Consider the following 20,573-nt stretch of genomic DNA (forward strand, 5'->3'; position numbering starts at 1 on the left):
GCCCGCGTACGCCGGATCCGTCAGCGGTGGGCGCTGCTGTTGCGGCGGCGGGTGAAGTAGACCGCGCCCGCGCCGAGGACCAGCAGGGCGGCGCCGCCGCCCGCGAAGGCCACGGTCTGCGAGCCGTTGCCGCCGGTCTCGGCCAGGTCACCGCTGGAGGTGTCGGAGGCCGGTTCCACGACCGGCGAGCCGACCGGGCCCGCGGAGTTCGTGGGCGACGCCGTCGGTGACGTGGTGTCGTCGACGACCGGGGCGCTGGAGCTCGGCGTCGTCGACGGAGTGTCGGACGGGGTGTCCGACGGCGATTCCGACGGGGTGTCGGTGACGGAGTCCGTCGGGGACGGGCTGGTCGTCTCGCTGTCCGAGGGCTCGGGCGAGGTGGTGGTCGAGTCGCTGGGCTCGGGGCTGTCCGTCGTCTCGCTGGGGGACGGGGACGGGGAGTCGGTCACCGAGTCGCTGGGCGACGGGGACGGGGTGGAGCACGGCGCGCTGCCGTTCCACGCCGTGATCAGGTTCTCGGGGGTCGCGGAGTACGGGTAGCGCGGCAGCTTGCCGTGGCCCTTGCCCTCGCCGCCGTCGTACTTGATGCCGTTGCCGTACAGGTCGATCTGGCCGAAGCAGGACGGCGCGTAGGCGCTGACGTCCAGGGTGGCCCGGGTGTTCTTGTGGTCGAGCTGGGTGGTGTCCCAGCCGAGGAACGCCTGCGTGCCCGAGGTGTCCCAGGTGGGGCCCTCGGCGCTGTAGGAGGCGAGCGAGACGACGTACGTGCAGCCCTTGTTGACCTTGTCCGTCAGCCGGACGGTGACCTTCGTCGGGGCCGGGTCGTTGATCCGGCCGTTGTCCGACCAGGTCTTTCCGCCGTCCTCGGAGTGCTCGATGTGCGACCGGCCGCAGTTGTTCTTGTCGTTGCCGGACGCCTGCGCCGTACCGACGCCCGCCAGCGTGACGGCGGCGGTGAGCGAGCCGAGGCCGACCACGCCTATGGCTCGTCTGGTGATGGAACGCTGCACTGAATCTGCTCCCTGCACTGTGAACGGGCAGCGGAGGCAGGCGGAGCGGGCCGGACCCTATGCCGTACGCGAGACTCGTGCCCGATGGCCTGCGATGGAGTCTCGCCGCCGACGATGATCGGCCTGTTGGCCGGTGACCGAGTATGCCCGTGCGGGGGACGGTCTGTACAGCGCGAAAACGCCGTTTTCGCGGCTTTGCGGTCGGATTATCGCCCTGCGAATGTGTCGCCGCACTGATACCGAAATGGGGCGGCGTTCACGGGAGTTCGCAGGAGTTCCCAGGAGTTGACTGGAGTTCACCCGCGGCGGGGCGCTTCACCAGGAGTGCGTGCAGGTGCCGCCGGGCGCGTGGAAGCAGGCGGTGACGGTCTTTCCGTCGGAGCGCGGGTGGGCCTCCCACTCGTCGGCGAGCGCGTCCACGATGGCCATGCCCCGGCCGTGGGTGCGCTCCTCGTCGGGCGCCTTCTCGGCGGGCAGCATGTCGGAGGAGTCGCTGACGCTCAGGTGCAGGCAGCAGCCGTCCCAGACCATGACGACCTGGGCCTCGCTGTGCGCGTGCACATGCGCGTTGGTGACGAGTTCGGAGACGGTCAGGACGACGGAGTCCGCCGTGTCGGGCGCCTGCGTGCTCCAGCCGAGCACGTCCAGGTGCTCGCGCGCCCACTCGCGCCCGGCTCTGACTCCGTACGAGACAGGGAACGACCTGGCCCAGCCGACTGCTTTCACGGACATCTCGCACGCTCCCGCACCGAGTCGTTGTGTGCTCGCCGACCGAGCCCCGGCTCCGGTGACGGTCGGGGCCCCCGGCCGCCATGCCGGTAGGGCGATTGGCGGCCGGGCGCGATCCCCTGCGAGTCCCCTGCGGGGGATGAACGTCCCCTACCCCCGCCCGCGAACGCCATGCCGGGCGGGGGCGGGAGGCTTCCCCCCCCCCGCCGCCCCGCTACCTCTTCAGCGCGTAGTCCATCAGCTTCCGCGCGTCCGCCGCGCGGCCCGCCGGCTCGGAGCGGCGAGCACCGTGCCGATGACGGTCCGCTTGCCGCGGGTGGCCGCGAAGACCAGGCGGAACAGGGACACGGGCCCGGATCCGGTCTTGACGCCGGCGGCGCCGCGATAACTCCCGAGCAGCGTGTCGGTATTGGTCCACGTCATGGTGCGGTGGCCGCCGTTCTTCTTCGCGACGCTCTGCCTGATCGATTTCGTCTTCACCACGGCACGGAACGTGGGGTACCGCATCGCGCTGCTCGCGATCCTCGTCAGCTCGCGCGGAGTCGAGCGATTCGATCCGTTGCCGACGCCCTCGAACGAGTCGAAGTGGGTGTTCCTCAGACCGATGCTCTTCGCCGTGGAGTTCATCTTCGCGATGAACGACTCCACGCGTGCGGCCCGCGTCCGGCCGCTGCCGCAGGTGTCGGCCAGCGCGTACGCCGCGTCGCAGCCGGACGGCAGCATCATCGCGTACAGCAACTGCCGGAGGTGGGGCGGTCGCCGACGACCAGACCGTCCGACGACGCGCGCTTGGCCACCACGTAGTCGTGGTACGCCTTCTGGACGGTGACCTGCGCGTTCAGGTCGAGGCGTTTGTCGGCCGGCACCACCCGGGCCGTCATGACCTTGCTGGTCGGTCCGACCCCGCCGGAATCGCACGGCTCCGGGCCGTTCGGTACGGGTACGGGGCCGCCGGTCCCTCACGCCGAGCGCCGAAAGCGGGGATGCTGGAGGCAGGGGGCCGGTACACGCCAAGGAGGTCCATTCATGACACGCGCGATCGTCAAGGGCGCCGTCGTCGCGGGGACGGACGGCTCGGCCGAGAGCCTCGCGGCGGCGGACTGGGCCGCGGACGACGCCGTGCGCCGCGGACTCCCGCTGCGTCTCGTACAGGCGGTCCCGCCCGGACACAGCCGTACGGGACCGGTCACGCCGACGGCTCCCCGTGAGCGCGTGACGCGTCCCGCATGGTCCGCCCACCCGACCGCGGACGAGATCGGCCGCCGGCATCCGGAACTGTCCGTCACCGTCGACCAGATCGCCGAACAGGTGCTTCCGGTGCTCCTCTCCGCCGCCGACAGCGCCGAACTGGTGGTGCTGGGCACACGAGGCACGGGGGCGGTGCAGGAGCTTGTCCTCGGCTCGACCGCGCTCACCGTCGCGGGCCGGGCACCGGTCCCCGTGGTCCTGGTGAGCGCCGCTTCCGGCACGGGCGCTCCGCCGGGAGCCGACGACGCCGGTGACGTCGTCCTCGGCCTCGACCTGGCCGCGCCGGACGGCCGACCGGTCGAATTCGCCTTCGCCGAAGCCGCCCGGCGCGGCGCGCGGCTGCGCGTCGTGCACGGCTGGAGCGAGCCGCTCCACGACGGCGCCGGTCCCGTCGATCCCGATCAGGCGCTCGCGGCGGCCCTGGGCCCCTGGGCCGAGAAGCACGCCCGTACTCCGGTGGTCACCGAGGCCGTGGTCGCGGGGGCCGCCTCGCAGCTCGCGGCGGCGGCATCGCACGCCGCGCTCCTCGTCCTGGGCCGCCGGCCCCGTACCACCCCGATCAGCGCGCATCTCGGTTCGACCGCGCACGCCGTTCTCCGCCGGGTGACGCTGCCGGTGGCGATCGTGCCGCACGCCCCGGCGGACACCTGAGGCGAATCACCCCTCGCCGCCGCGCCCCGCGAGCGGCGCGGCCCCGGGCCGCCCGGTTCCGTCGGCCGCCGACCGGATCGCGTAGGTCGAGCCGGTGCCCGAACGGCCTCGGGGGGAAGGCCGGTTGGCCCGTGGTGGAGGTGGCCGGGGCTGCCGGACAGTGCGGGTATGAAGAAGCGAATCGTCATCCTGGGAAACGGCAGCACCGGAATCCTGGCGGCCAACAGGCTGCGCCGCCGGTACGACGAGAGCGAATTCCAGATCGTCGTGGTCGGGAAGTACGACACGCGTGACCACGAGGTCGAACTTCTCATGGCCATCGGCGTCCTCGGTTCGCACACCCTCCTGCCGCCGGAGGACGGCCGACTCCGCGCCGGGATCGACTTCCGCCACACGGAGATCGGCAGTGTCGACGTGGCCCGGCGGGAGGTCTGCTGCACCGACGGCTCCTCGATCGGTTACGACGTCCTCGTGGTGGCCACCGGAGCCCGGCCCGTACCGACGCCGGACGGTGTGCTGTACGGCGGCGCCAGGTACGTCGTACGCTCCGCGGGGCTCGGCGACGCGTGCGGTCTCGTCCGGGTGGACCCGCGCACCCTCCAGTCCCGCGCCACTCCCGAGGTGTTCGCCATCGGCGCCGCGACGGGAACACCCGCCGACACCGGTGCGGGCGCGCACGTCGCGGTCGAACACCTGGTGGCGGGCGTGCGGGAATTCCTCACCCGTACGGCGGACCAGGCGTCCGTGAGCGTGCCCGCGCGGGAGCCGCGAGACGCCGCACAGCCCTCGTAGCCGCTCGTACGCCGATTCTCGCCGCGGCACTCGGCCGCCGTCAGGGCACCTCAGCCGATACGGTGTGGGCAGGGGTCGATGCTCGGGTTCGCGGTGCGCGTGGAGGACCGGTGGGAGAGGACGGCGACAGCTCGGGCGGGCGCTTGCCCCGTTTGCAGCTCGATGAGTTGCTGGACGAGTTGCAGGTCCGCATCGGGGCGGTGCGCGGCACGCAGAATCGGGTGCACAGTCTGCTGGAGGCCGTACTGTCAGTGGGCCGGGAGCTGGACCTCGCGCATGTGCTGCGGCGGATCGTGGAGACCGCGGTCGTCCTGGTGGACGCCGAGTACGGCGCGCTCGGGGTGATCGGCGACGACGCGCGGCTCTCGGAGTTCCTGACCGTCGGGGTGTCCGAGGAGGAGGCCCGCGCGATCGGGCCGCTGCCCTCGGGGCACGGTCTGCTCGGCGAGCTGATCCGCCACCCGGAGCCGCTGCGGCTCGCGGAGCTGTCCGATCACCCGGCGTCGTACGGCTTCCCGGCGAACCATCCGCCGATGCGCTCCTTCCTCGGGGTGCCGATCCGGGTGCGCGACGAGGTCTTCGGAAACATCTACCTCACCGAGAAGCGCGGTGGCAGGGAGTTCGACGGCGACGACGAGACGCTGCTGTCGACCCTGGCGGTCGCGGCGGGTGTCGCGATCGAGAACGCGCGGCTGTACAAGACCGCCCGCGAGGGGCAGCGGTGGATGGCGGCCAACGCGGAGATCGTGAGCAAGCTGCTGTCGGGCGCCGGTGAGATGGATGTGCTCGGGCTGATCGTCGAGCACGGCCGGCACATCCTGGCCGCGGACCTGGGCGTGGTGGCGCTGCCGGTCAAGGGGACCAGCGACCTCCAGGTGATGATCGCCGTGGGGGTGGACGCAGAGACCCACCGCGGTCTGGTGCTGCCGTGCGAGGGCTCGTTCATGGGCGCCGCGATGGCCGCGGCGCGGCCGATCACCACGGTGGAGATCGCCAAGGACCCGCGGGTGACGTCGGGGCCGCCGCGCTGGAACGGCCTGGGGCCGACGATCGCCGTGCCGATGATGGCGGGCGGCGCGGTGCGCGGGGTGCTGCTGCTCGCCCGCGAGCTGGGTTCTGTCCCCTTCACCGAGGCGGAGTCCTCGCCGCTGCTGAGCTTCGCCGGGCAGGCCGCGCTGGCGCTGGAGCTGGCCGAGCGGCGGCGCGGCGCCGAGCAGCTCGCGCTGCTGGAGGACCGCGACCGGATCGCCCGTGACCTGCACGACCTGGCCATCCAGCGGCTGTTCGCCACGGGGATGACCTTGCAGAGCGCGGTGCGCTTCGTCCAGCATCCGGAGGCGAGCGAGCGGCTGCTGCGTGCGGTGGACGACCTGGACGAGACCATCAAGATCATCCGATCGACGATCTTCGGACTGCGCTCGCACGACCGGGAGCGGACCGGGAGCGGCCTTCGGATACGTGCCTCGATGGCGGTCGAGGACGCGGTCCCGACGCTCGGCTTCACCCCCGCCCTGCGGATGGAGGGGCTGATCGACACCGATGTGCCCACGCCGGTCGCGGAGGAGACCGTCGCCGTCCTGGTCGAAGCCCTCTCCAACGTCGCACGGCACGCCCGGGCGACCTCCGCCGAGGTCTCCCTGGTCGTCGCGTCCGGGACCCTGACCGTCACGGTCGACGACGACGGCGTGGGCGCCCCTTCCGGCGGGCACCGCAGCGGGCTGCGCAATCTGGAGGAGCGGGCCGCGCGGCTCGGGGGCGAACTGTCCCTCTCCGCCAGCCCCCGCGGCGGCACCCGCCTGGTCTGGCGGGTGCCGGCCGCCCCGCCCTCGGCGGGGCCCAAGGCGTAGCCGGGCACCGGGCTAGGGCGTGTGCGTTCCGGCATCGGTGACGTCGGCGGCGGGGCGCCGGGGTGTGGTCGGGCCCTGCGGTCCGTAGCCGAGGCGGATCAGCATCTGTACGTGTTCCATGCCGCCGCGCGGGTCGCGCAGCAGCCACCGCAGGTCGTCCCATTCCAGCGCCTGATGGAGCAGTGACGCGCGGACAGTGTGAGCGGTCGCGACGAGCAGGACGTGCTCCAGCGCCTGACCGGCGCGCAACCAGTCGGCGGGGCGGTCGTGGCAGGTGGACAGGACCGCGATCACCGGGTGCCGCTCGAAAGCCGCGGAAGGCTGGTAGTTCTCCGGGCGCAGCGCGGAGAAGTCGCGCAGCGGCAGTCGGCCCGCGCTGTCCTGCGGGCCGAGCGCCCGGCCCGGCAGGCCGTCCGCGCTCCCCTCACGGATCCAGCTCCGGCTCTCGGCCCGGCGGTCGGAATCGCTCATGCCGCGCCGCTCGGCCTCCGTGGTGAACTCCAGCAGGCGGGCCGTCTCCTCAGCGGCGGGCCGTACCAGCCGGGCGCCCTCGGCGTCCGCGGCCTCGGCCAGTTCGGTCAGCACCTCGGCGGGGAGCGCCTGCTCGGAGAACGGCAGCCGGCTGCTGTGCCGCCGCCAGATCGCGTCGTACAGGTCCTGCCGGTCGTGGCGGACACCGGTCTGCAGCGGTCCGGCCAGGCGTACGGAGGCCAGCAGGTCGGGCTCGGCGGGGTCGGGCAGCAGTCGCGGCACCGGGTCCCAGCCGAAGTGGGCGACCGCGACCCGGAGGTTGAACAGGGCGGCGCCGACCGACAGGTGGACGGCGCGTCCCATCGGGTCGATGTGCCGCAGCCCGCGGTCGACGGCCGCCCGTACCTCCAGCGTGCTGGTGTCGGGGTCGAGCCGGAACCGCCACGGCTGAGTGTTGTGGATCGAAGGCGCCGCGCCCGCCGCGGAGATCAGCTTCTCCAGGGTCTCCGCGTCCAGTGGTGCGGTCCGCATCTTGTTCTCCTCCCGGCCGTCCTGCTTCCAGGCTGACGGAGCACGACGGGCGGCGGGAGGGGCCGTTGGTGCCCGGCCGGAGGGCCGGTCGGCCCCGTGTTCAGCGGCGGCCGTGCTCCGGCCCGGAGTGCTGGGCGGTGTCGTGCGTGGCCATGACGGCCGCCTGGATGCGGCGCTCCACGCCGAGCTTGGCCAGCAGCCGCGAGACGTTGTTCTTGACCGTCTTCTCCGACAGGTACAGGCGCTTGCCGATCTGGCCGTTGGTGAGTCCTTCACCGACGAGTTCGAGGATCTCGCGCTCGCGCGGCGACAGCGAGGCGAGCGCCTCGACCTCGGGTTGCGCCGTCGCCGTCGGGCCGCCGCCGCGCAGATTGCTCATCAGCCGGGAGGTGGTGGCCGGGTCGAGCATCGACTGCCCCGAGGCGACGGTCCGCACGGCGGCGACCAGGTCGGAGCCCTTGATCTGCTTGAGCACATAGCCCGCTGCGCCCGCCATGATCGCGTCGAGCAGCGCGTCGTCGTCGTCGAAGGACGTCAGCATCAGGCAGGCGAGACCGGGCATCCGGGACCGCAGCTCGCGGCAGACGGTGATGCCGTCGCCGTCGGGCAGCCGGACGTCCAGGACGGCGACGTCCGGCCGCAGGGCCGGTCCGCGGGCCTCGGCCTGTGCGGCGGTCGCGGCCTCGCCGACCACCTCGATGTCGGGTTCCGAGTCGAGCAGGTCGTGGACGCCGCGCCGGACGACCTCGTGGTCGTCCAGCAGGAAGACCCTGATCGGCGCCTGCGGTGAGAACTGCCGTACTTCGGTCATGTGCGCCGATCCTTCGCCCTGTCGTGTGCCGCGCCCGGTTCTCCGATCATGAACGGTCGTACGGACCCGTTGCTAGGGCCGAACGGTCCCTTGGCCGGTATCGGACGTCGGGGCAGGGTCTTGCGCACCGTTGTCGCCAATCGCGTGCCCACGGCCGGGTGGCCGCTCACCCTCCTTCGCTTCCGTATCCGCCGCGCGTCACGCGGTGCTCACCGGTCGAGCAGCCTGGCACGGGTGCTCTGCAACCGGTGAGCGACGACCTCGCCGACCCGCATCGCCAGGGCTCGTCCGAACACCGGGTCCGCTTCGGCCAGCGCCCGTACGACGGTGGCGTCGAACTCCTGCGCCCGTACGGGGCTTTGGGCCTGGGCGCCCATGTGCCAGACGTACGGCGGGAACAGCCAGGACCAGCCGAGCAGGTCTCCGGGACCCAGCATCTCCACCTCGGGAGCCGGGCGTCCGGGCCGCCGGAGGTCGAGCGTGACGGCGCCGGTGTGCACGACCCAGAACCGGTCGGCCCGCTCGCCCTCCTCGTAGATCCGGGTGCCCGCGGGGAACGACACCTCTCGGGCAAGGCTCTCCAGCCGCTGCCGTCCGGGGGACGGGAGCGAGCTGAACAGGCCAGTGGTAGCGGTTCTCATCACCGTGCCCCTTCCGGTCGCGTCGCTTCGGCGAGGGAGTCGTCGAAGTGTGAGGTGAGTCTGTTGACGACGCCGACGACCCCGTCGATCCGTCCGGTCATCCAGCCGGCCACCGGCACCTGGTCCGCCCGCTCCAGCCGGCCCTCCAGGGTGACCACGCCGCCGGTGACCGTGACCCCCACCGCGTCCGACGGCGCCCAGAAGGTCTTGACGAAGACCTCGTCGATCACCTCGGCGCGGATCTCGTCGTCCGGGCGGAGGAAGACCCGCAGCAGGTCGCGCCGCGTCACGATGCCGACCAGGCGGCTCTCCTCGTCGAGGACGGGCAGCCGCTCCACCCCGTGCTCCAGCATGGTGCGCGCGGCCCCGACGACGGACTCGTACGCCTGGACGGTGACGGCCGGGGCCGACATCAGCTCACCCGCGGTGCGGGCGCGGGCCTTGGCCGCCTTCCGGTACGCGGCACAGTTCAAGGACATGCGCCGCGCGGGGACGTTCCACGCCTGCTCCGCCTGGCGGAACATCAGGTCGGTCGCGGAGATCACCCCGATCACCTTTTCGTCGTCGTCCACCACCGGCACACCGCTCACCCGGTGCTTCCCGAGGAGCCCGGCGACGTCCTTGAACGGTGTCGCGCGGCGGACGCTGACGACGTCACTCGTCATCACGATCCCGACCTCACGCTGCTTCATGACCCACTCCTCCGCGGACGCGCTCTCACCTGCCGCCCCTCTCCCTTCACGGTGCGGCGCGCGCACTGCGTGTTCCAGGGCCACAAGGGGTGGCCGCCCAGGCCGACCGGCCCTCGCGAGGTCCCGGCGCCGGGGCCGGTGGGCCGGCTCGCGCCGCCACCCGGTTCCGCTCCACATCGGCCAGGAACCAGCACGGAGCCTGCGGCGAAATCCCCCGTTCATATGTATAACCAGGAGAATAGAGAGATAAAGGGCAAAAGCGAGGGATCTCGGGGGCGTCCGGCCGATGTGCGGGCCGGTTCGCCCGCGGCGGCGAGAAGGGAACGGCCATGGCGTGCGGAAGCCTGCGGGTGTATCTCGGGGCGGCCCCGGGGGTGGGCAAGACGTACGCGATGCTCGGCGAGGGCCACCTGCGTGCCGACCAGGGCACCGACGTGGTCATCGCCTTCGTGGAGGACTACGGCAGGCCGCTGACCCACCGGATGGCGGAGGGCCTGGAGCAGGTGCCGCGCCGGACCGTCGGATACCGCGACTGCGCCTTCACGGAGATGGACCTCGACGCCGTCCTCGCCCGCCGCCCGCAACTCGCGCTGGTCGACGAGATGGCCCACACCAACATCCCCGGCTCACGGAACAAGAAGCGCTGGCAGGACGTCCACGAATTGCTCGACGCGGGCATCAACGTGATCTCCACCGTCAACATCCAGCATCTCGAATCGCTCAACGACGTGGTGGAGCACATCACCGGAGCCAAACAGCGCGAGACCGTTCCGGACGACGTGGTCCGCGGCGCGGACCAGATCGAGCTCGTGGACATGTCCGCCGAGGCGCTGAGGCAGCGGATGGCCGACGGCGACATCTATCCGCCGGAGCGGGCCGAACTGGCACTGGTCAACTACTTCCGCGCCGGAAACCTCACCGCCCTGCGCGAGATCGCCCTGCTGTGGGCCGCCGACCGGGTGGAGGAGGCTCTTCAGCGCTACCGCGAGGGCCACGGCATCCAGGAGCCCTGGTCCGCGCGCGAGCGGGTGCTGGTCGCCCTCTCCGGCGGCGCCGAGGGCGACACCCTCATCCGGCGCGCCAAGCGCACCGCGTCCCGCGGCGCGGGAGGCGAATTCCTCGCCGTCCACGTCGAGCCCGACGACGCGTCGACGTCCCCTTCCGCTCACCTGCCGACCGGCCAGCGCGCGCTGGTGGAAGAACTCGGCGGCACCTACCACACGCTCACCAGCGGCGACCCGGCCCGCGCCATCCTCGACTTCGCCCGGCGGGTGAGCGCCAGCCAGATCCTGATCGGCGCCACCCGGCGCACCCGCCTCCAGAGGCTGTTCAGCCGGGGTGTCGGCGAGATCATCGTCGAGGGCTCGGGCGACGACATCGACGTATGCGTCGTCACCCATTCCCGTGCCGCCCACGGCCGGCTGCTCCGCGGCCACCAGGCGAGGCAGGACGGCTGAGCCACGCGCGGCGCTCCGCCCGACGGGATGTCGGCACCACGCGGCCGGGGCGGTTGCTCCATGAGCGATGCGGAAGGCGTCTCCGCCCGGATCGGCGCCACACGCACCGGGCGGTTACCCAGGCCGACCGGCACCTCGTGGCAGACTCGCGCGAGGAACGCCGTGTCCCGACGCGGGGGCGCTGGCCCGAACGGCCCCCGATCGCTGCCCGGTCGGCTCTGTCGGACCGCGGGCGAGACCTCCGAGTCTGGGACGACGACTTCGACTCCGCGGAGGAAGACATGTCTCAGGCACCCCCGGCCCAGCCGGGCAGCGCTCTTGACGACACCGAACTGGCCGCCCTGGTCGCCCACTGGAAGGCGGCCAACTACCTGTCCGTCGGCCAGATCTACCTGCTCGCCAATCCCCTGCTCGAGGAGCCGCTACGCCCCGAGCACATCAAGCCGCGGCTGCTCGGCCACTGGGGGACCTCCCCCGGCCTCAACCTCGTGCACACCCACCTCAACCGGGTGATCAGGACCCGCGGGCTGGACGCGCTCTGCGTGTGGGGCCCCGGACACGGCGGTCCCGCGGTGGTGGCCAACTCCTGGCTCGACGGCAGTTACTCCGCGACCTATCCCGACATCGGGCGGGACGCGGACGGCATGGCCCGGCTGTTCCGGCAGTTCTCCTTCCCCGGCGGCATCCCCAGCCACGTCGCGCCCGAGACGCCGGGCTCGATCCACGAGGGCGGCGAGCTGGGATATTCGCTGTCCCACGCGTACGGCGCGGCCTTCGACAACCCGGACCTGCTGGTGGCGTGTGTCGTGGGCGACGGCGAGGCGGAGACCGGTCCGCTGGCCACCTCCTGGCACTCCAACAAATTCCTCGACCCGGTGCACGACGGCGCCGTCCTGCCGATCCTGCACCTCAACGGCTACAAGATCGCCAACCCGGCGGTGCTGGCCCGGCTGCCCGAGCACGAGCTGGACGAACTGCTGCGCGGCTACGGCCACGACCCGATCCACGTGACGGGCGACGACCCGCACGACGTGCACCGCGCGATGGCCGCGGCCATGGACACCGCGCTGGACCGTATCGCCGCCATCCAGGACGCGGCGCGCGCGGGCGGCGACGACGAGCGGGCCCGGTGGCCGATGATCGTGCTGCGTACGCCGAAGGGCTGGACGGGACCCGCCGAGGTCGACGGGCTGCCGGTGGAGGGCACCTGGCGTGCGCACCAGGTGCCGCTGGCCGGGGTCCGTGACAACCCGGAGCACCTGCGCCAGTTGGAGCAGTGGCTGCGCTCGTACCGCCCCGAGGAGCTCTTCGACCGGGACGGCCGCCCGAGCGCCCAGGTGCTGAGCTGCACGCCGGACGGCGAGCGGCGCCTGGGTCTGAACCCGCACGCCAACGGCGGGCTGCTCCGGCGCGACCTGCCGGTGCCGCCGCTGGAGGACTTCGCGGTGGCGGTCGACAAGCCGGGGGTGAATCTGCACGAGCCCACGCGGGTGCTCGGCGGGCTGCTCAAGCAGATCATGGCCGACACCGCGGAGCACCGGGACTTCCGGCTGGTCGGCCCGGACGAGACCGCCTCCAACCGGCTCGAAGCCGTCTACGACGTGAGCGGGAAGGCGTGGGAGGCCGAGGTGCTCGACACCGACGAGCACCTGGAGCGCGGCGGCCGGGTGATGGAGATCCTGTCCGAGCACACCTGCCAAGGGTGGCTGGAGGGCTATCTCCTGACGGGCCGTCACGGCCTGTTCTCGTGCTACGAGGCGTTCGTGCACATCGTCGACTCGATGGCCAACCAGCACATCAAGTGGCTGCGCACCTCACGGCCGCTGCCGTGGCGGCGGCCCATCGCGTCGCTCAACTACCTGCTGACGTCGCATGTCTGGCGGCAGGACCACAACGGCTTCTCGCACCAGGACCCCGGCTTCGTGGACCATGTCCTCAACAAGTCCCCCGAGGTCGTGCGGGTCTATCTGCCGCCGGACGCCAACACCCTGCTGTCCGTGGCCGATCACGTGCTGCGCTCCAAGGACTACGTGAACGTCGTGGTCGCCGGGAAGCAGCCCTGCTTCGACTGGCTCGACCTGGAGGCCGCCCGGGCGCACTGCGCACGCGGCGCCGGTATCTGGGAATGGGCGAGCTCCGAGGACGGCGCGGAACCCGATGTGGTCCTGGCCTGCGCCGGTGACGTCCCCACGCAGGAGACCATCGCCGCCGTGTCCCTGCTGCGCGAGCACCTTCCCGACCTGTCGGTACGGGTCGTCAACGTGGTCGATCTGGCGCGGCTGCTGCCCAAGGACGAACACCCGCACGGCATGCCCGACGCCGAGTACGACGCGCTGTTCACCCCCGACAAGCCGGTGATCTTCGCGTACCACGGCTACCCGTGGCTCATTCACCGGCTCACCTACCGCCGCACCGGCCACGCCCATATGCATGTGCGCGGTTACAAGGAGAACGGCACCACCACCACGCCGTTCGACATGGTGGTCCGCAACGACCTCGACCGCTACCGGCTGGTCATGGACGTCATCGACCGCGTCCCCGGCCTCGCGGTGGCGGCGGCGCCCGTCCGTCAGAAGATGGAGGACACCCGGCTGCGCCACCACGACTGGATCCGCGAACACGGTGTCGACCTGCCCGAGGTCGCCGACTGGTCCTGGACCGGCTGAGGGCCGGGAAAGACCAGAGGTGGGAGCGGCGGGCCTTCCGGATTCCGGGAGGCCCGCCGTCGGTGCACGGGGCTCGCGGTCAAGGGGCGGCCGGTGCCGCGAGGGCGTCGTCCTTCGGGGTGCTCGGGCCGGTGAGGGAGGTCGCGAGGGTGGCGGCGGCGATGGTCACCAGGGCGCCGAGCATGAGGGCAGCGGCTTCACCTGGTTCGAGCAGGCGCAGTTGGGTGCCCAGGGTCGCGGCGGCCACCGGGACGCCGAGCTGGGCGGAGGCGAGGACGCCCACGGCGAAGGGCTGGCCGGTGACCCGCAGCGCGGCGTGCACCGCGACCGCGCCCAGCCCGAGCGCCACGCCGAGCACCGCGAAGGAGGGATGACCGGCCAGGGCGCGCAGATCGAGGGACGCCCCCAGCCACAGGAAGAACAGCGGGCCGAGGAAGCCCTCGGTCAGGGCGAAGAGCTGTTTCGCCAGGCGGCGGGGCTCGCCGATCGCGGAGACGACCAGGCCGAAGGAGAAGCCCGCCAGCATGATCGAGACATGGGTCCGCACGGCGAGCGCGGCCAGTGCGAACAGGATGACCAGGCTGATCCGCAGTTCCAGGGCGAAACGCCGCTCCTCGGAGAGCCGGTGCATTCTGCGCCGCAGGCCGTCGCGCTCGAACCGGCGCAGGACCAGGAACAGCGCCGCCGCGCAGGCGATGACCGCGCACGCGCCGAGCGCCGCGCGGGCGGCGTGGCGCGGGTCGATCACCAGGGGCAGGGCGACGATGCAGGCCGTGTCGGCGACCGCGACCTGGGGCAGCATGCGCAGGATCTGGGGGCCGCCGAGCGACAGCGAGTCGACGATCGGCAGGATCAGCGCGGCGGACGACGACGCCATCAGCACCGTATAGAGGGCGGTGTGCCCGGTGTCGAACCCCTGCGCCAGGAGGAATGCGGGGACCGCCGCCAGGACGCCGACGGCCAGGGCGCGCCCGACCCCGTTGCCCAGTCCCGCGCGCAACTGCGGGTCACGCACCGGTACCCGTGCGCCGGCGACGAACATGATCAGGGCGAAGCCGATGTCCGCGAGAAAGGTGAACGTCGGATCGTCGGCGTGCAGGTAGCCGATCACGGTGGGTCCGAGCAGGACACCGGCGGCCAGCTCGCCCAGGACGACGGGCAGGTGCCACTGTTTCGGCAGGGCCAGCAGCGGGCCCAGCAGGGCGGCCAGGGACAGGACGGCCAGCGTCGCGAAGCTCACAGGCGGGGTCTCCTGGCAGACGGAAGGACCGGCGGGTCACTCACCGTACTGGCGGGACCGCGGCCGGGCCAGCACCGTCGGTCACACGCTGTGGTGGCCCCAGCGGGAGTCGGCGTCCGTCCACTCGGCGTCCCAGCGGGCACACCGGCGGTGGTCGAGAAGTTTGGTGGTGATCCCGCAGCCGATCAGGACGCCGACGCAGATGGCGAAGGCCGCTCCCGCGCCGATCACATCGGCCTGGAATTCCCCGGAGGAGGGGGACAGCGGCTGCGCGACCTCGACACCCTGGCTGTTGGTCCACACCGGAACGACGGCGCCGCGGGAGGTGCCGGGGCTGGCGGTGACGATGCCGGTGAGCACGGTGCCGTCGGGTGCCTTCCACTGCGCCGGTACGTCCACCCGGGACAGCCGGTAGCCGTCCGGGGCCTTCTGGGTCAGGACCGCGCTGGTGCTGTGCCGGTCGAGACGTTGCTGTGCGTACTCGCGCTGGAGACCGTGCGCGGTCGAGACTCCGACCAGCACCGCGACCACCAGCGCGGCCAGGGCCGCCGCGAGGAAGGCCCACGCCTCCACGGCGTACGAACGTCGGCGCAGCGGATTCTTCCGCAGACGCCACAGCCAGATTCCGCGTTTCACGGTCGGTCCCTCCTCGTCGAGCGACACGACGGGGGCCGACTGACCCCGTGTCTCCACGCTCCCGCGTCCCGCGCCGTCTGCGGAGGGCCGAACGGCCCTGTCGGGTGGGTGGACCGGACCGCGTGGGACGCCGAGGGCTCCGCCGGCCGGACCGCATGAGCGCTTCGGAGACCCGTCACCGAAACGGAGCGGGCACGAGCACACGGTGAGGGGTCGCGGGATGGCCGGACGGGTGAGGTCTGTCGGGGCGCCGGAAGGTACCAGCGGCGCACGGTGGCCGGCGGGGCCACCGTGGGACGCCTGCCGCCTCGAAGCCTCGAAGCCTCGACGCCTCGGCACTCAACGCCTCGGGCTCTCGGCCCAACCGGGCCGCCGGGCAGAGCCGTTCGGCCCTGCGGGTCGGACCGTGAGCCCCCAGCGTGCGACCAACACCGCGCAGCACAGTGGTGTCTGACCGAACGTCAACCCCCATTGAACTGGGAGCCGTCATGGCAGTCCACGACCACACCCGGCAGCGCGCAGGGTTCCGCCTCCCCGCTTGGAACAAGGCGTCCGCCGACCGCGGCGGCGACGCGACGGCCGTCGGCACCGACTCCGCGCTCGTCGCCAAGTCGCTCGCCACCGTACGGATCGCGACCGGTTTCGTCTTCCTGTGGGCCTTCCTCGACAAGACCTTCGGCTGGCACTACGCGACCGGCTCCGGCAAGGGCTGGATCGACGGCGGCTCCCCCACCAAGGGCTTCCTGTCCGGTGTCTCCGCCGGTCCGCTGGAGTCGTTCTTCCACGACATCGCGGGCAAGGGCTGGACCGACTGGCTGTTCATGCTCGGCCTGCTCGGCATCGGCGTCGCCCTCATGAGCGGTATCGCCCTGCGCCTGACCGCCGCCGCGGGCACCGTCTTGATGGCCATGATGTGGGCCGCCGAGTGGCCGCCCGCGCAGCACCTGTCCACCGGCGCGCCGAGCATGTCCTCCAACCCGTTCGTGGACTACCACCTCATCTACGCCCTCGCGATGATCGCCTTCGCCTTCGCCGCGGCGGGCACCACCTGGGGCCTCGGCCGAGCCTGGGCCCGCATCCCCCTCGTCAACCGCCACCGCTGGCTCGTGTGAGCCCCGCACCACCCGCGTGCGACGGGGCACCGCCACCACGGCGGTGCCCCGTCGCACGCGTGCGCGCCCTCGATGTCCGTCGTGGGCGCCGTCAGCGGTCGTCAGCGGTCGACCACGTTCGTGAACGGTCGGTCAGCGGTCGTCGTCAGCGCGAGGCCCGGCGGAGCCGCTGTATGCGCCGCAGGCGGCGGAGCCTGGCCAGGAGCGTGCGGTGCCGTGCGGTCGGCACGTTCTTCGCGGGGGACGGCCGGGGGTCCGCCGGGTGTGGCTGGGGATTCGCGGTGGACGGCCGGGAGGTCGCGGGCGTGGGCGCAGGCGGACCGGGCGGCGTCGGCGCGTCGGGCCGCGGGCCGGGGTCCCGGGCCGGGTAGAGACCCTCCTCCGGGTAGCGGGCGGTGGCGATGGCGTCGACGATCTGGTCGTCGGTGAAGGCGGCGCCGCCGAGGACGTGCGGGAGGAAGCCGATGAGGACGCCGTCGCGCGTCACCACCGCGTCCAGCCCGGCGGCTCCGCCGAGGTTCCACTGGGCCTCGCTGCCGTCGCCCAGCGCCACGCCGATGCCGAATTCGTAGACGCCCGCGTCGGCTCGGTGGGCCATGACGCCTCGTGCGCGCAGGGCGGTCACCATGCGCTCGATGCGTTCAGGATCCATGGCAGAAGTCCTTCTTTCCGTCGCCTCTCCCCCGTGCCGCCGCGTGGGTGCGGCTTTCGGTCAGGTGGTGTGGCCCGCTCCGTGAGTGGCAGGGGGCCGGGCCGGCGGGTGCGGATGGCGCCGGGTCAGCCCGGCGATGTCCTCGGCGGTGACCAGGCCGACGACGCGGTTGTCGCGCAGGACGAGAACGGGGCTGCCCGAGGTGGTCGCGAGACGGTCGAAGACGTCGGTGACCCGGTCGTCGGGGTCGACCAGCAGGCAGCGGTCCAGTGGCAGGGCGACGTCCCGTACCCGGGTGTCCCGCCTGCGCACCGCCGGGACGGACAGGAGCGCGGACGCGGTGACGACGCCGCTGGGCCGGCCGTCGAGGTCGGTCAGCGGAATCACCGTACGGACGCCGACGCCGGAGGCCGAGGTGGCCAGGAATTCGTCCACGGTGTGCCAGTCCTGGCCCGCGACGGCTGGGTGCATCGCCTGGGTGACACGGACGCCGCGCAGGTTCTCGTACAGCACCGAGCGGCGGACCTCCGCGTAGGCGGTGAAGGAGATGAAGGCGCCGAGCAGGACCAGCCACAGCCCGGCGGCCTGGCCCATGAGGACTTCGAGCCAGCCACCGGCGAGCAGTGCGACGCCGAACACCTGGCCGCAGCGCCCGGAGATCCTGGCCGCGCGCTCGCGGTCGCCGCGGATCCGCCAGATCACCGCTTGCAGGACCCGGCCGCCGTCGAGCGGGGCGGCGGGCAGCAGGTTGAAGACGCCGAGGAGTCCGTTGGCCCACGCGACCCAGGCGAGTACGGCCGCGGCCACGGCCCAGTGCAGCGTGTCGTCGACCGCCACGGCGGCGGCCAGGAACAGCCCGCCGAGCACCAGGTTGGTCAGCGGTCCGATCGCCGCCACCCAGCCCTCGTCGCGCGGTGTGGTCGCGGACCCCATCCGCGTGACACCGCCGAGCGCGAAGATCGTCACGTCCTTGACCTCGATCTTCGCGCGTCGCGCCGCCAGGGCGTGGGCCGCCTCGTGCACGACCAGGCTCACGGCGAGCGCCAGGGCACCGATCAGCGCCCCGGTGCGGTAGGCGGCCGCGGAGTGCCCCGGCGCCCAGGCGGACAGGACGCCGCCGCCAAGGCCGACGCTGACGAAGACGATCAGCAGGGGCGCGCTCCAGTGCATCCGCAGCGGCACACCGGCGATCCGGCCCAACCGCACCGATCCGTTCATCGCACCCTCCAGCCCCCGTCGACCGCGCACCGCGCAAATCGCGACAAAAGTCGCCCTCCCCTCCATGGTCCTCCCCCGAGCCCCGGACCGTGCGGCCCGGCCGACTCGGGAGCGGGATCTTGACGTCTCCCATGCGCCGCCGCCCCCGTCCCCCAAGGCGCCCGACGAACGGAGGCCGGGGTGCCCGGTGCGGGATTTCTTCTGCGCAACGCCTTGACGCCATCACAGTGAGCGCTAACAATAACGGCCAAGCGATAGAGGTCAGACCCCCGCGTGACGCGCTCTCGCGCTCTGCGTCCAGGCCGAGCCGCCACGGACGGGCCCAGGAGTCGAGAGCGCGTCGGCGGGGCGAACGGCCGTCCGGTATCCCGACGCCGCCTGGGACGGCGCAGGCCAGGACCGTTCACGCACGGCCGGCGCGCCTCGGCGGGCGAACCGGCCGCGCGCCGCCTTCGCGTTGCCGCAGCACCGGACCAGGTCGCGTTGTTAGCGATCACAATTCAAGCCCACTGCGACCGTCACGGATCCGCCGTGCGGCCAGGTGCGATACGCCGCCGCCCGCTGCCGCGCGGCGGTCCCCCCACTCACATCGAGGAGGACATTCATGTCCCTGACCGCAACGAATCCCTTAGCGGGTCGCTTCAGGAAATGGGCGCTCTGCCTCGCCGCCGCGGCGACCCTCGTCGCGGGTCTCCTGATCGGCGGCACGGGCACCTCCCACGCGGCGGGTTCGCTCCCGTGCGACGCGTACAGCGCGGGCGGCACCCCCTGCGTGGCCGCCCACAGCACCACACGGGCGCTGTACTCCACGTACAACGGCTCGCTCTACCAGGTCAGGCGCGCGTCCGACAACGCCACACAGAACATCGGCGTGCTGAGCACGGGCGGATACGCCAACGCCGCCGCGCAGGACTCGTTCTGCTCCGGGACGACCTGCGTGATCACGGTCATCTACGACCAGTCGGGACGCGGCAACAACCTCACCCAGGCGCCCGGCGGCGGGGCCGCGGGCGGGCCCGACAATCTGGCGAACGCGACCGCGGCGCCGACCACGGTGGGCGGCCACAAGGCGTACGGCGTCTATGTGGCGCCCGGCACCGGCTACCGCAACGACCACACCAGCGGGATCGCGACCGGCGACCAGCCGGAGGGGATGTACGCGATCCTCGACGGCACGCACTACAACGGCGGCTGCTGCTTCGACTACGGCAACGCCGAGACCAGCAACAACGACACCGGCAACGGCCACATGGAGGCCATCTACTTCGGGAACATCAAGGTCTGGGGCTACGGCGCGGGCAACGGCCCCTGGGTCATGGCCGACCTGGAGAACGGCCTGTTCTCCGGCGTGAACCAGCACTACAACGCCAACGACCCGACCGTGAATTTCCGCTACCTGACCGCCATGGTCAAGGGCGGCCCGAACCAGTGGGCGATCCGCGGTGGCAACGCGCAGTCGGGCGGCCTGTCGACGTACTACAGCGGCGTCCGCCCCAACGTCTCGGGCTACAACCCGATGCACAAGGAAGGCGCGATCATCCTCGGCATCGGCGGCGACAACAGCAAGGGCGCCGCCGGTACGTTCTACGAGGGCGTGATGACGTCCGGATACCCCTCCGACGCCACCGAGAACGCGGTGCAGACCAACATCGCCTCCGTCGGGTACACGACCCAGTCGTCGGGCTCCGGTTCGCTGACCCCCGGCTCGCGGATCTCGCTGCGGGCCACGACCGCGTGCTGCACCACCGACTACATCCGGCACGACGACAGCGACGCCAATGTGGTCATCTCTCCGGTGTCCGCGTCCAGTTCGGCGACCGACAAGGCCGACGCGACCTGGATCGTACGGGCGGGTCTGGCCAACAGCGCCTGCGTCTCCTTCGAGTCCGCCAACACCTCGGGGCAGTACCTGCGCCACTCCAACTTCCAGCTCAAGCTGAATTCCAACGACGGCAGTTCCCTCTACGCCCAGGACGCCACCTTCTGCCCCCAGCCGGGCAACAACGGCCAGGGCAACACCTTCCAATCCGTCAACTACACCGACAAGGACATCCGCCACTACAACAACACCGTCTACATCGGCGGCAACGGCGGCTCCAATGCCTGGGACAGCGCCACGTCCTGGAGCGACGACACGAGCTGGGTCGTCTCCCAGCCCTGGGGCTGAAC

Annotated in this window: 17 protein-coding genes and 1 pseudogene; 7 read left to right on the forward strand and 11 right to left on the reverse strand. The window is 72.1% G+C overall.

Features of this window, described 5'->3' with window-relative positions:
• Positions 1 to 20: 20 nt before the first annotated feature.
• The 3 genes and pseudogenes from ACFZBB_RS27965 to ACFZBB_RS27975 all read right to left on the reverse strand — a co-directional run.
• Entirely contained in the window at positions 21 to 1,010 is a 990-nt protein-coding gene (locus tag ACFZBB_RS27965) for an LAETG motif-containing sortase-dependent surface protein (protein WP_391127836.1), read from the reverse strand.
• A 315-nt stretch (positions 1,011 to 1,325) separates the two neighbouring features.
• Complete coding sequence (locus tag ACFZBB_RS27970) at positions 1,326 to 1,742, reverse strand: ATP-binding protein (RefSeq protein ID WP_391127839.1); 417 nt, start codon at positions 1,740 to 1,742, stop codon at positions 1,326 to 1,328.
• A gap of 211 nt (positions 1,743 to 1,953) precedes the next feature.
• Positions 1,954 to 2,638 (reverse strand): annotated as a pseudogene (locus ACFZBB_RS27975) (D-alanyl-D-alanine carboxypeptidase family protein); the annotation flags it as partial.
• Positions 2,639 to 2,765: 127 nt separating this feature from the next.
• Here ACFZBB_RS27975 and ACFZBB_RS27980 point away from each other — a divergent pair.
• The 3 genes from ACFZBB_RS27980 (at position 2,766) to ACFZBB_RS27990 (ending at position 6,277) form a co-directional block, all read left to right on the forward strand.
• Positions 2,766 to 3,638 carry a universal stress protein gene (locus ACFZBB_RS27980; RefSeq protein ID WP_391127842.1) on the forward strand — a complete coding sequence of 291 codons (873 nt, stop codon included), beginning with the start codon at positions 2,766 to 2,768 and terminating at the stop codon, positions 3,636 to 3,638.
• A gap of 168 nt (positions 3,639 to 3,806) precedes the next feature.
• On the forward strand, positions 3,807 to 4,430 hold the full coding sequence (locus ACFZBB_RS27985; protein ID WP_391127845.1) for an FAD-dependent oxidoreductase: 624 nt from the start codon (positions 3,807 to 3,809) through the stop codon (positions 4,428 to 4,430).
• A gap of 143 nt (positions 4,431 to 4,573) precedes the next feature.
• Positions 4,574 to 6,277, forward strand: coding sequence for a GAF domain-containing protein (locus ACFZBB_RS27990; protein WP_391127848.1), 1,704 nt, complete (start codon positions 4,574 to 4,576; stop codon positions 6,275 to 6,277).
• A gap of 12 nt (positions 6,278 to 6,289) precedes the next feature.
• Here the strand turns inward: ACFZBB_RS27990 and ACFZBB_RS27995 are convergent, their stop codons facing one another.
• From ACFZBB_RS27995 to ACFZBB_RS28010, 4 genes are all read right to left on the reverse strand, one after another.
• Positions 6,290 to 7,279, reverse strand: coding sequence for an Acg family FMN-binding oxidoreductase (locus ACFZBB_RS27995; protein ID WP_391127851.1), 990 nt, complete (start codon positions 7,277 to 7,279; stop codon positions 6,290 to 6,292).
• Positions 7,280 to 7,379: 100 nt separating this feature from the next.
• A complete protein-coding gene (locus ACFZBB_RS28000; RefSeq protein ID WP_391127853.1) occupies positions 7,380 to 8,090 on the reverse strand; it encodes a response regulator in 711 nt (236 codons plus the stop codon).
• Positions 8,091 to 8,299: 209 nt separating this feature from the next.
• Positions 8,300 to 8,731, reverse strand: coding sequence for a cyclic nucleotide-binding domain-containing protein (locus ACFZBB_RS28005; protein WP_391127856.1), 432 nt, complete (start codon positions 8,729 to 8,731; stop codon positions 8,300 to 8,302).
• Positions 8,731 to 9,423, reverse strand: a complete 693-nt coding sequence (locus tag ACFZBB_RS28010) for a CBS domain-containing protein (RefSeq protein ID WP_391127859.1) — start codon at positions 9,421 to 9,423, stop codon at positions 8,731 to 8,733. Before ACFZBB_RS28010 ends, ACFZBB_RS28005 begins: the two co-directional genes overlap by 1 nt.
• A 329-nt stretch (positions 9,424 to 9,752) precedes the next feature.
• Between ACFZBB_RS28010 and ACFZBB_RS28015 the strand changes: the two genes are divergently transcribed.
• Both ACFZBB_RS28015 and ACFZBB_RS28020 read left to right on the forward strand, forming a co-directional pair.
• Entirely contained in the window at positions 9,753 to 10,880 is a 1,128-nt protein-coding gene (locus ACFZBB_RS28015; protein ID WP_391127862.1) for a universal stress protein, read from the forward strand.
• A gap of 281 nt (positions 10,881 to 11,161) precedes the next feature.
• Positions 11,162 to 13,546, forward strand: a complete 2,385-nt coding sequence (locus ACFZBB_RS28020; protein ID WP_391127866.1) for a phosphoketolase — start codon at positions 11,162 to 11,164, stop codon at positions 13,544 to 13,546.
• A gap of 79 nt (positions 13,547 to 13,625) precedes the next feature.
• Here ACFZBB_RS28020 and ACFZBB_RS28025 read toward each other — a convergent pair whose 3' ends face one another.
• Both ACFZBB_RS28025 and ACFZBB_RS28030 read right to left on the reverse strand, forming a co-directional pair.
• Complete coding sequence (locus ACFZBB_RS28025; protein WP_391127869.1) at positions 13,626 to 14,786, reverse strand: cation:proton antiporter; 1,161 nt, start codon at positions 14,784 to 14,786, stop codon at positions 13,626 to 13,628.
• An 81-nt stretch (positions 14,787 to 14,867) separates the two neighbouring features.
• Positions 14,868 to 15,422 carry a hypothetical protein gene (locus ACFZBB_RS28030; protein ID WP_391127872.1) on the reverse strand — a complete coding sequence of 185 codons (555 nt, stop codon included), beginning with the start codon at positions 15,420 to 15,422 and terminating at the stop codon, positions 14,868 to 14,870.
• A 488-nt stretch (positions 15,423 to 15,910) separates the two neighbouring features.
• On the opposite strand from ACFZBB_RS28030, the gene ACFZBB_RS28035 reads away from it, so the two are divergent.
• Complete coding sequence (locus tag ACFZBB_RS28035; RefSeq protein WP_391127875.1) at positions 15,911 to 16,534, forward strand: hypothetical protein; 624 nt, start codon at positions 15,911 to 15,913, stop codon at positions 16,532 to 16,534.
• A 145-nt stretch (positions 16,535 to 16,679) separates the two neighbouring features.
• Here the strand turns inward: ACFZBB_RS28035 and ACFZBB_RS28040 are convergent, their stop codons facing one another.
• Complete coding sequence (locus ACFZBB_RS28040) at positions 16,680 to 17,186, reverse strand: hypothetical protein (protein ID WP_391127878.1); 507 nt, start codon at positions 17,184 to 17,186, stop codon at positions 16,680 to 16,682.
• 60 nt (positions 17,187 to 17,246) lie between these two features.
• Complete coding sequence (locus ACFZBB_RS28045; protein ID WP_391127881.1) at positions 17,247 to 18,404, reverse strand: site-2 protease family protein; 1,158 nt, start codon at positions 18,402 to 18,404, stop codon at positions 17,247 to 17,249.
• 604 nt (positions 18,405 to 19,008) lie between these two features.
• On the opposite strand from ACFZBB_RS28045, the gene ACFZBB_RS28050 reads away from it, so the two are divergent.
• Positions 19,009 to 20,571, forward strand: coding sequence for an arabinofuranosidase catalytic domain-containing protein (locus ACFZBB_RS28050; RefSeq protein WP_391127884.1), 1,563 nt, complete (start codon positions 19,009 to 19,011; stop codon positions 20,569 to 20,571).
• Positions 20,572 to 20,573: the final 2 nt, after the last annotated feature.

The sequence above is a fragment of the Streptomyces sp. NPDC008139 genome, from assembly GCF_042957025.1.
Classification (GTDB): Bacteria; Actinomycetota; Actinomycetes; order Streptomycetales; family Streptomycetaceae; genus Actinacidiphila.

Coding starts and splice junctions, on each gene's coding strand:
- ACFZBB_RS27970 (WP_391127839.1), bottom strand. CDS start 1,742: ATGTCCGTGAAAGCAGTCGGCTGGGCCAGGTCGTTCCCTGTCTCGTAC.
- ACFZBB_RS28015 (WP_391127862.1), top strand. CDS start 9,753: ATGGCGTGCGGAAGCCTGCGGGTGTATCTCGGGGCGGCCCCGGGGGTG.
- ACFZBB_RS27995 (WP_391127851.1), bottom strand. CDS start 7,279: ATGCGGACCGCACCACTGGACGCGGAGACCCTGGAGAAGCTGATCTCC.
- ACFZBB_RS28005 (WP_391127856.1), bottom strand. CDS start 8,731: ATGAGAACCGCTACCACTGGCCTGTTCAGCTCGCTCCCGTCCCCCGGA.
- ACFZBB_RS27980 (WP_391127842.1), top strand. CDS start 2,766: ATGACACGCGCGATCGTCAAGGGCGCCGTCGTCGCGGGGACGGACGGC.
- ACFZBB_RS28050 (WP_391127884.1), top strand. CDS start 19,009: ATGTCCCTGACCGCAACGAATCCCTTAGCGGGTCGCTTCAGGAAATGG.
- ACFZBB_RS28040 (WP_391127878.1), bottom strand. CDS start 17,186: ATGGATCCTGAACGCATCGAGCGCATGGTGACCGCCCTGCGCGCACGA.
- ACFZBB_RS28045 (WP_391127881.1), bottom strand. CDS start 18,404: ATGAACGGATCGGTGCGGTTGGGCCGGATCGCCGGTGTGCCGCTGCGG.
- ACFZBB_RS27985 (WP_391127845.1), top strand. CDS start 3,807: ATGAAGAAGCGAATCGTCATCCTGGGAAACGGCAGCACCGGAATCCTG.
- ACFZBB_RS28035 (WP_391127875.1), top strand. CDS start 15,911: ATGGCAGTCCACGACCACACCCGGCAGCGCGCAGGGTTCCGCCTCCCC.
- ACFZBB_RS28000 (WP_391127853.1), bottom strand. CDS start 8,090: ATGACCGAAGTACGGCAGTTCTCACCGCAGGCGCCGATCAGGGTCTTC.
- ACFZBB_RS28010 (WP_391127859.1), bottom strand. CDS start 9,423: ATGAAGCAGCGTGAGGTCGGGATCGTGATGACGAGTGACGTCGTCAGC.
- ACFZBB_RS28020 (WP_391127866.1), top strand. CDS start 11,162: ATGTCTCAGGCACCCCCGGCCCAGCCGGGCAGCGCTCTTGACGACACC.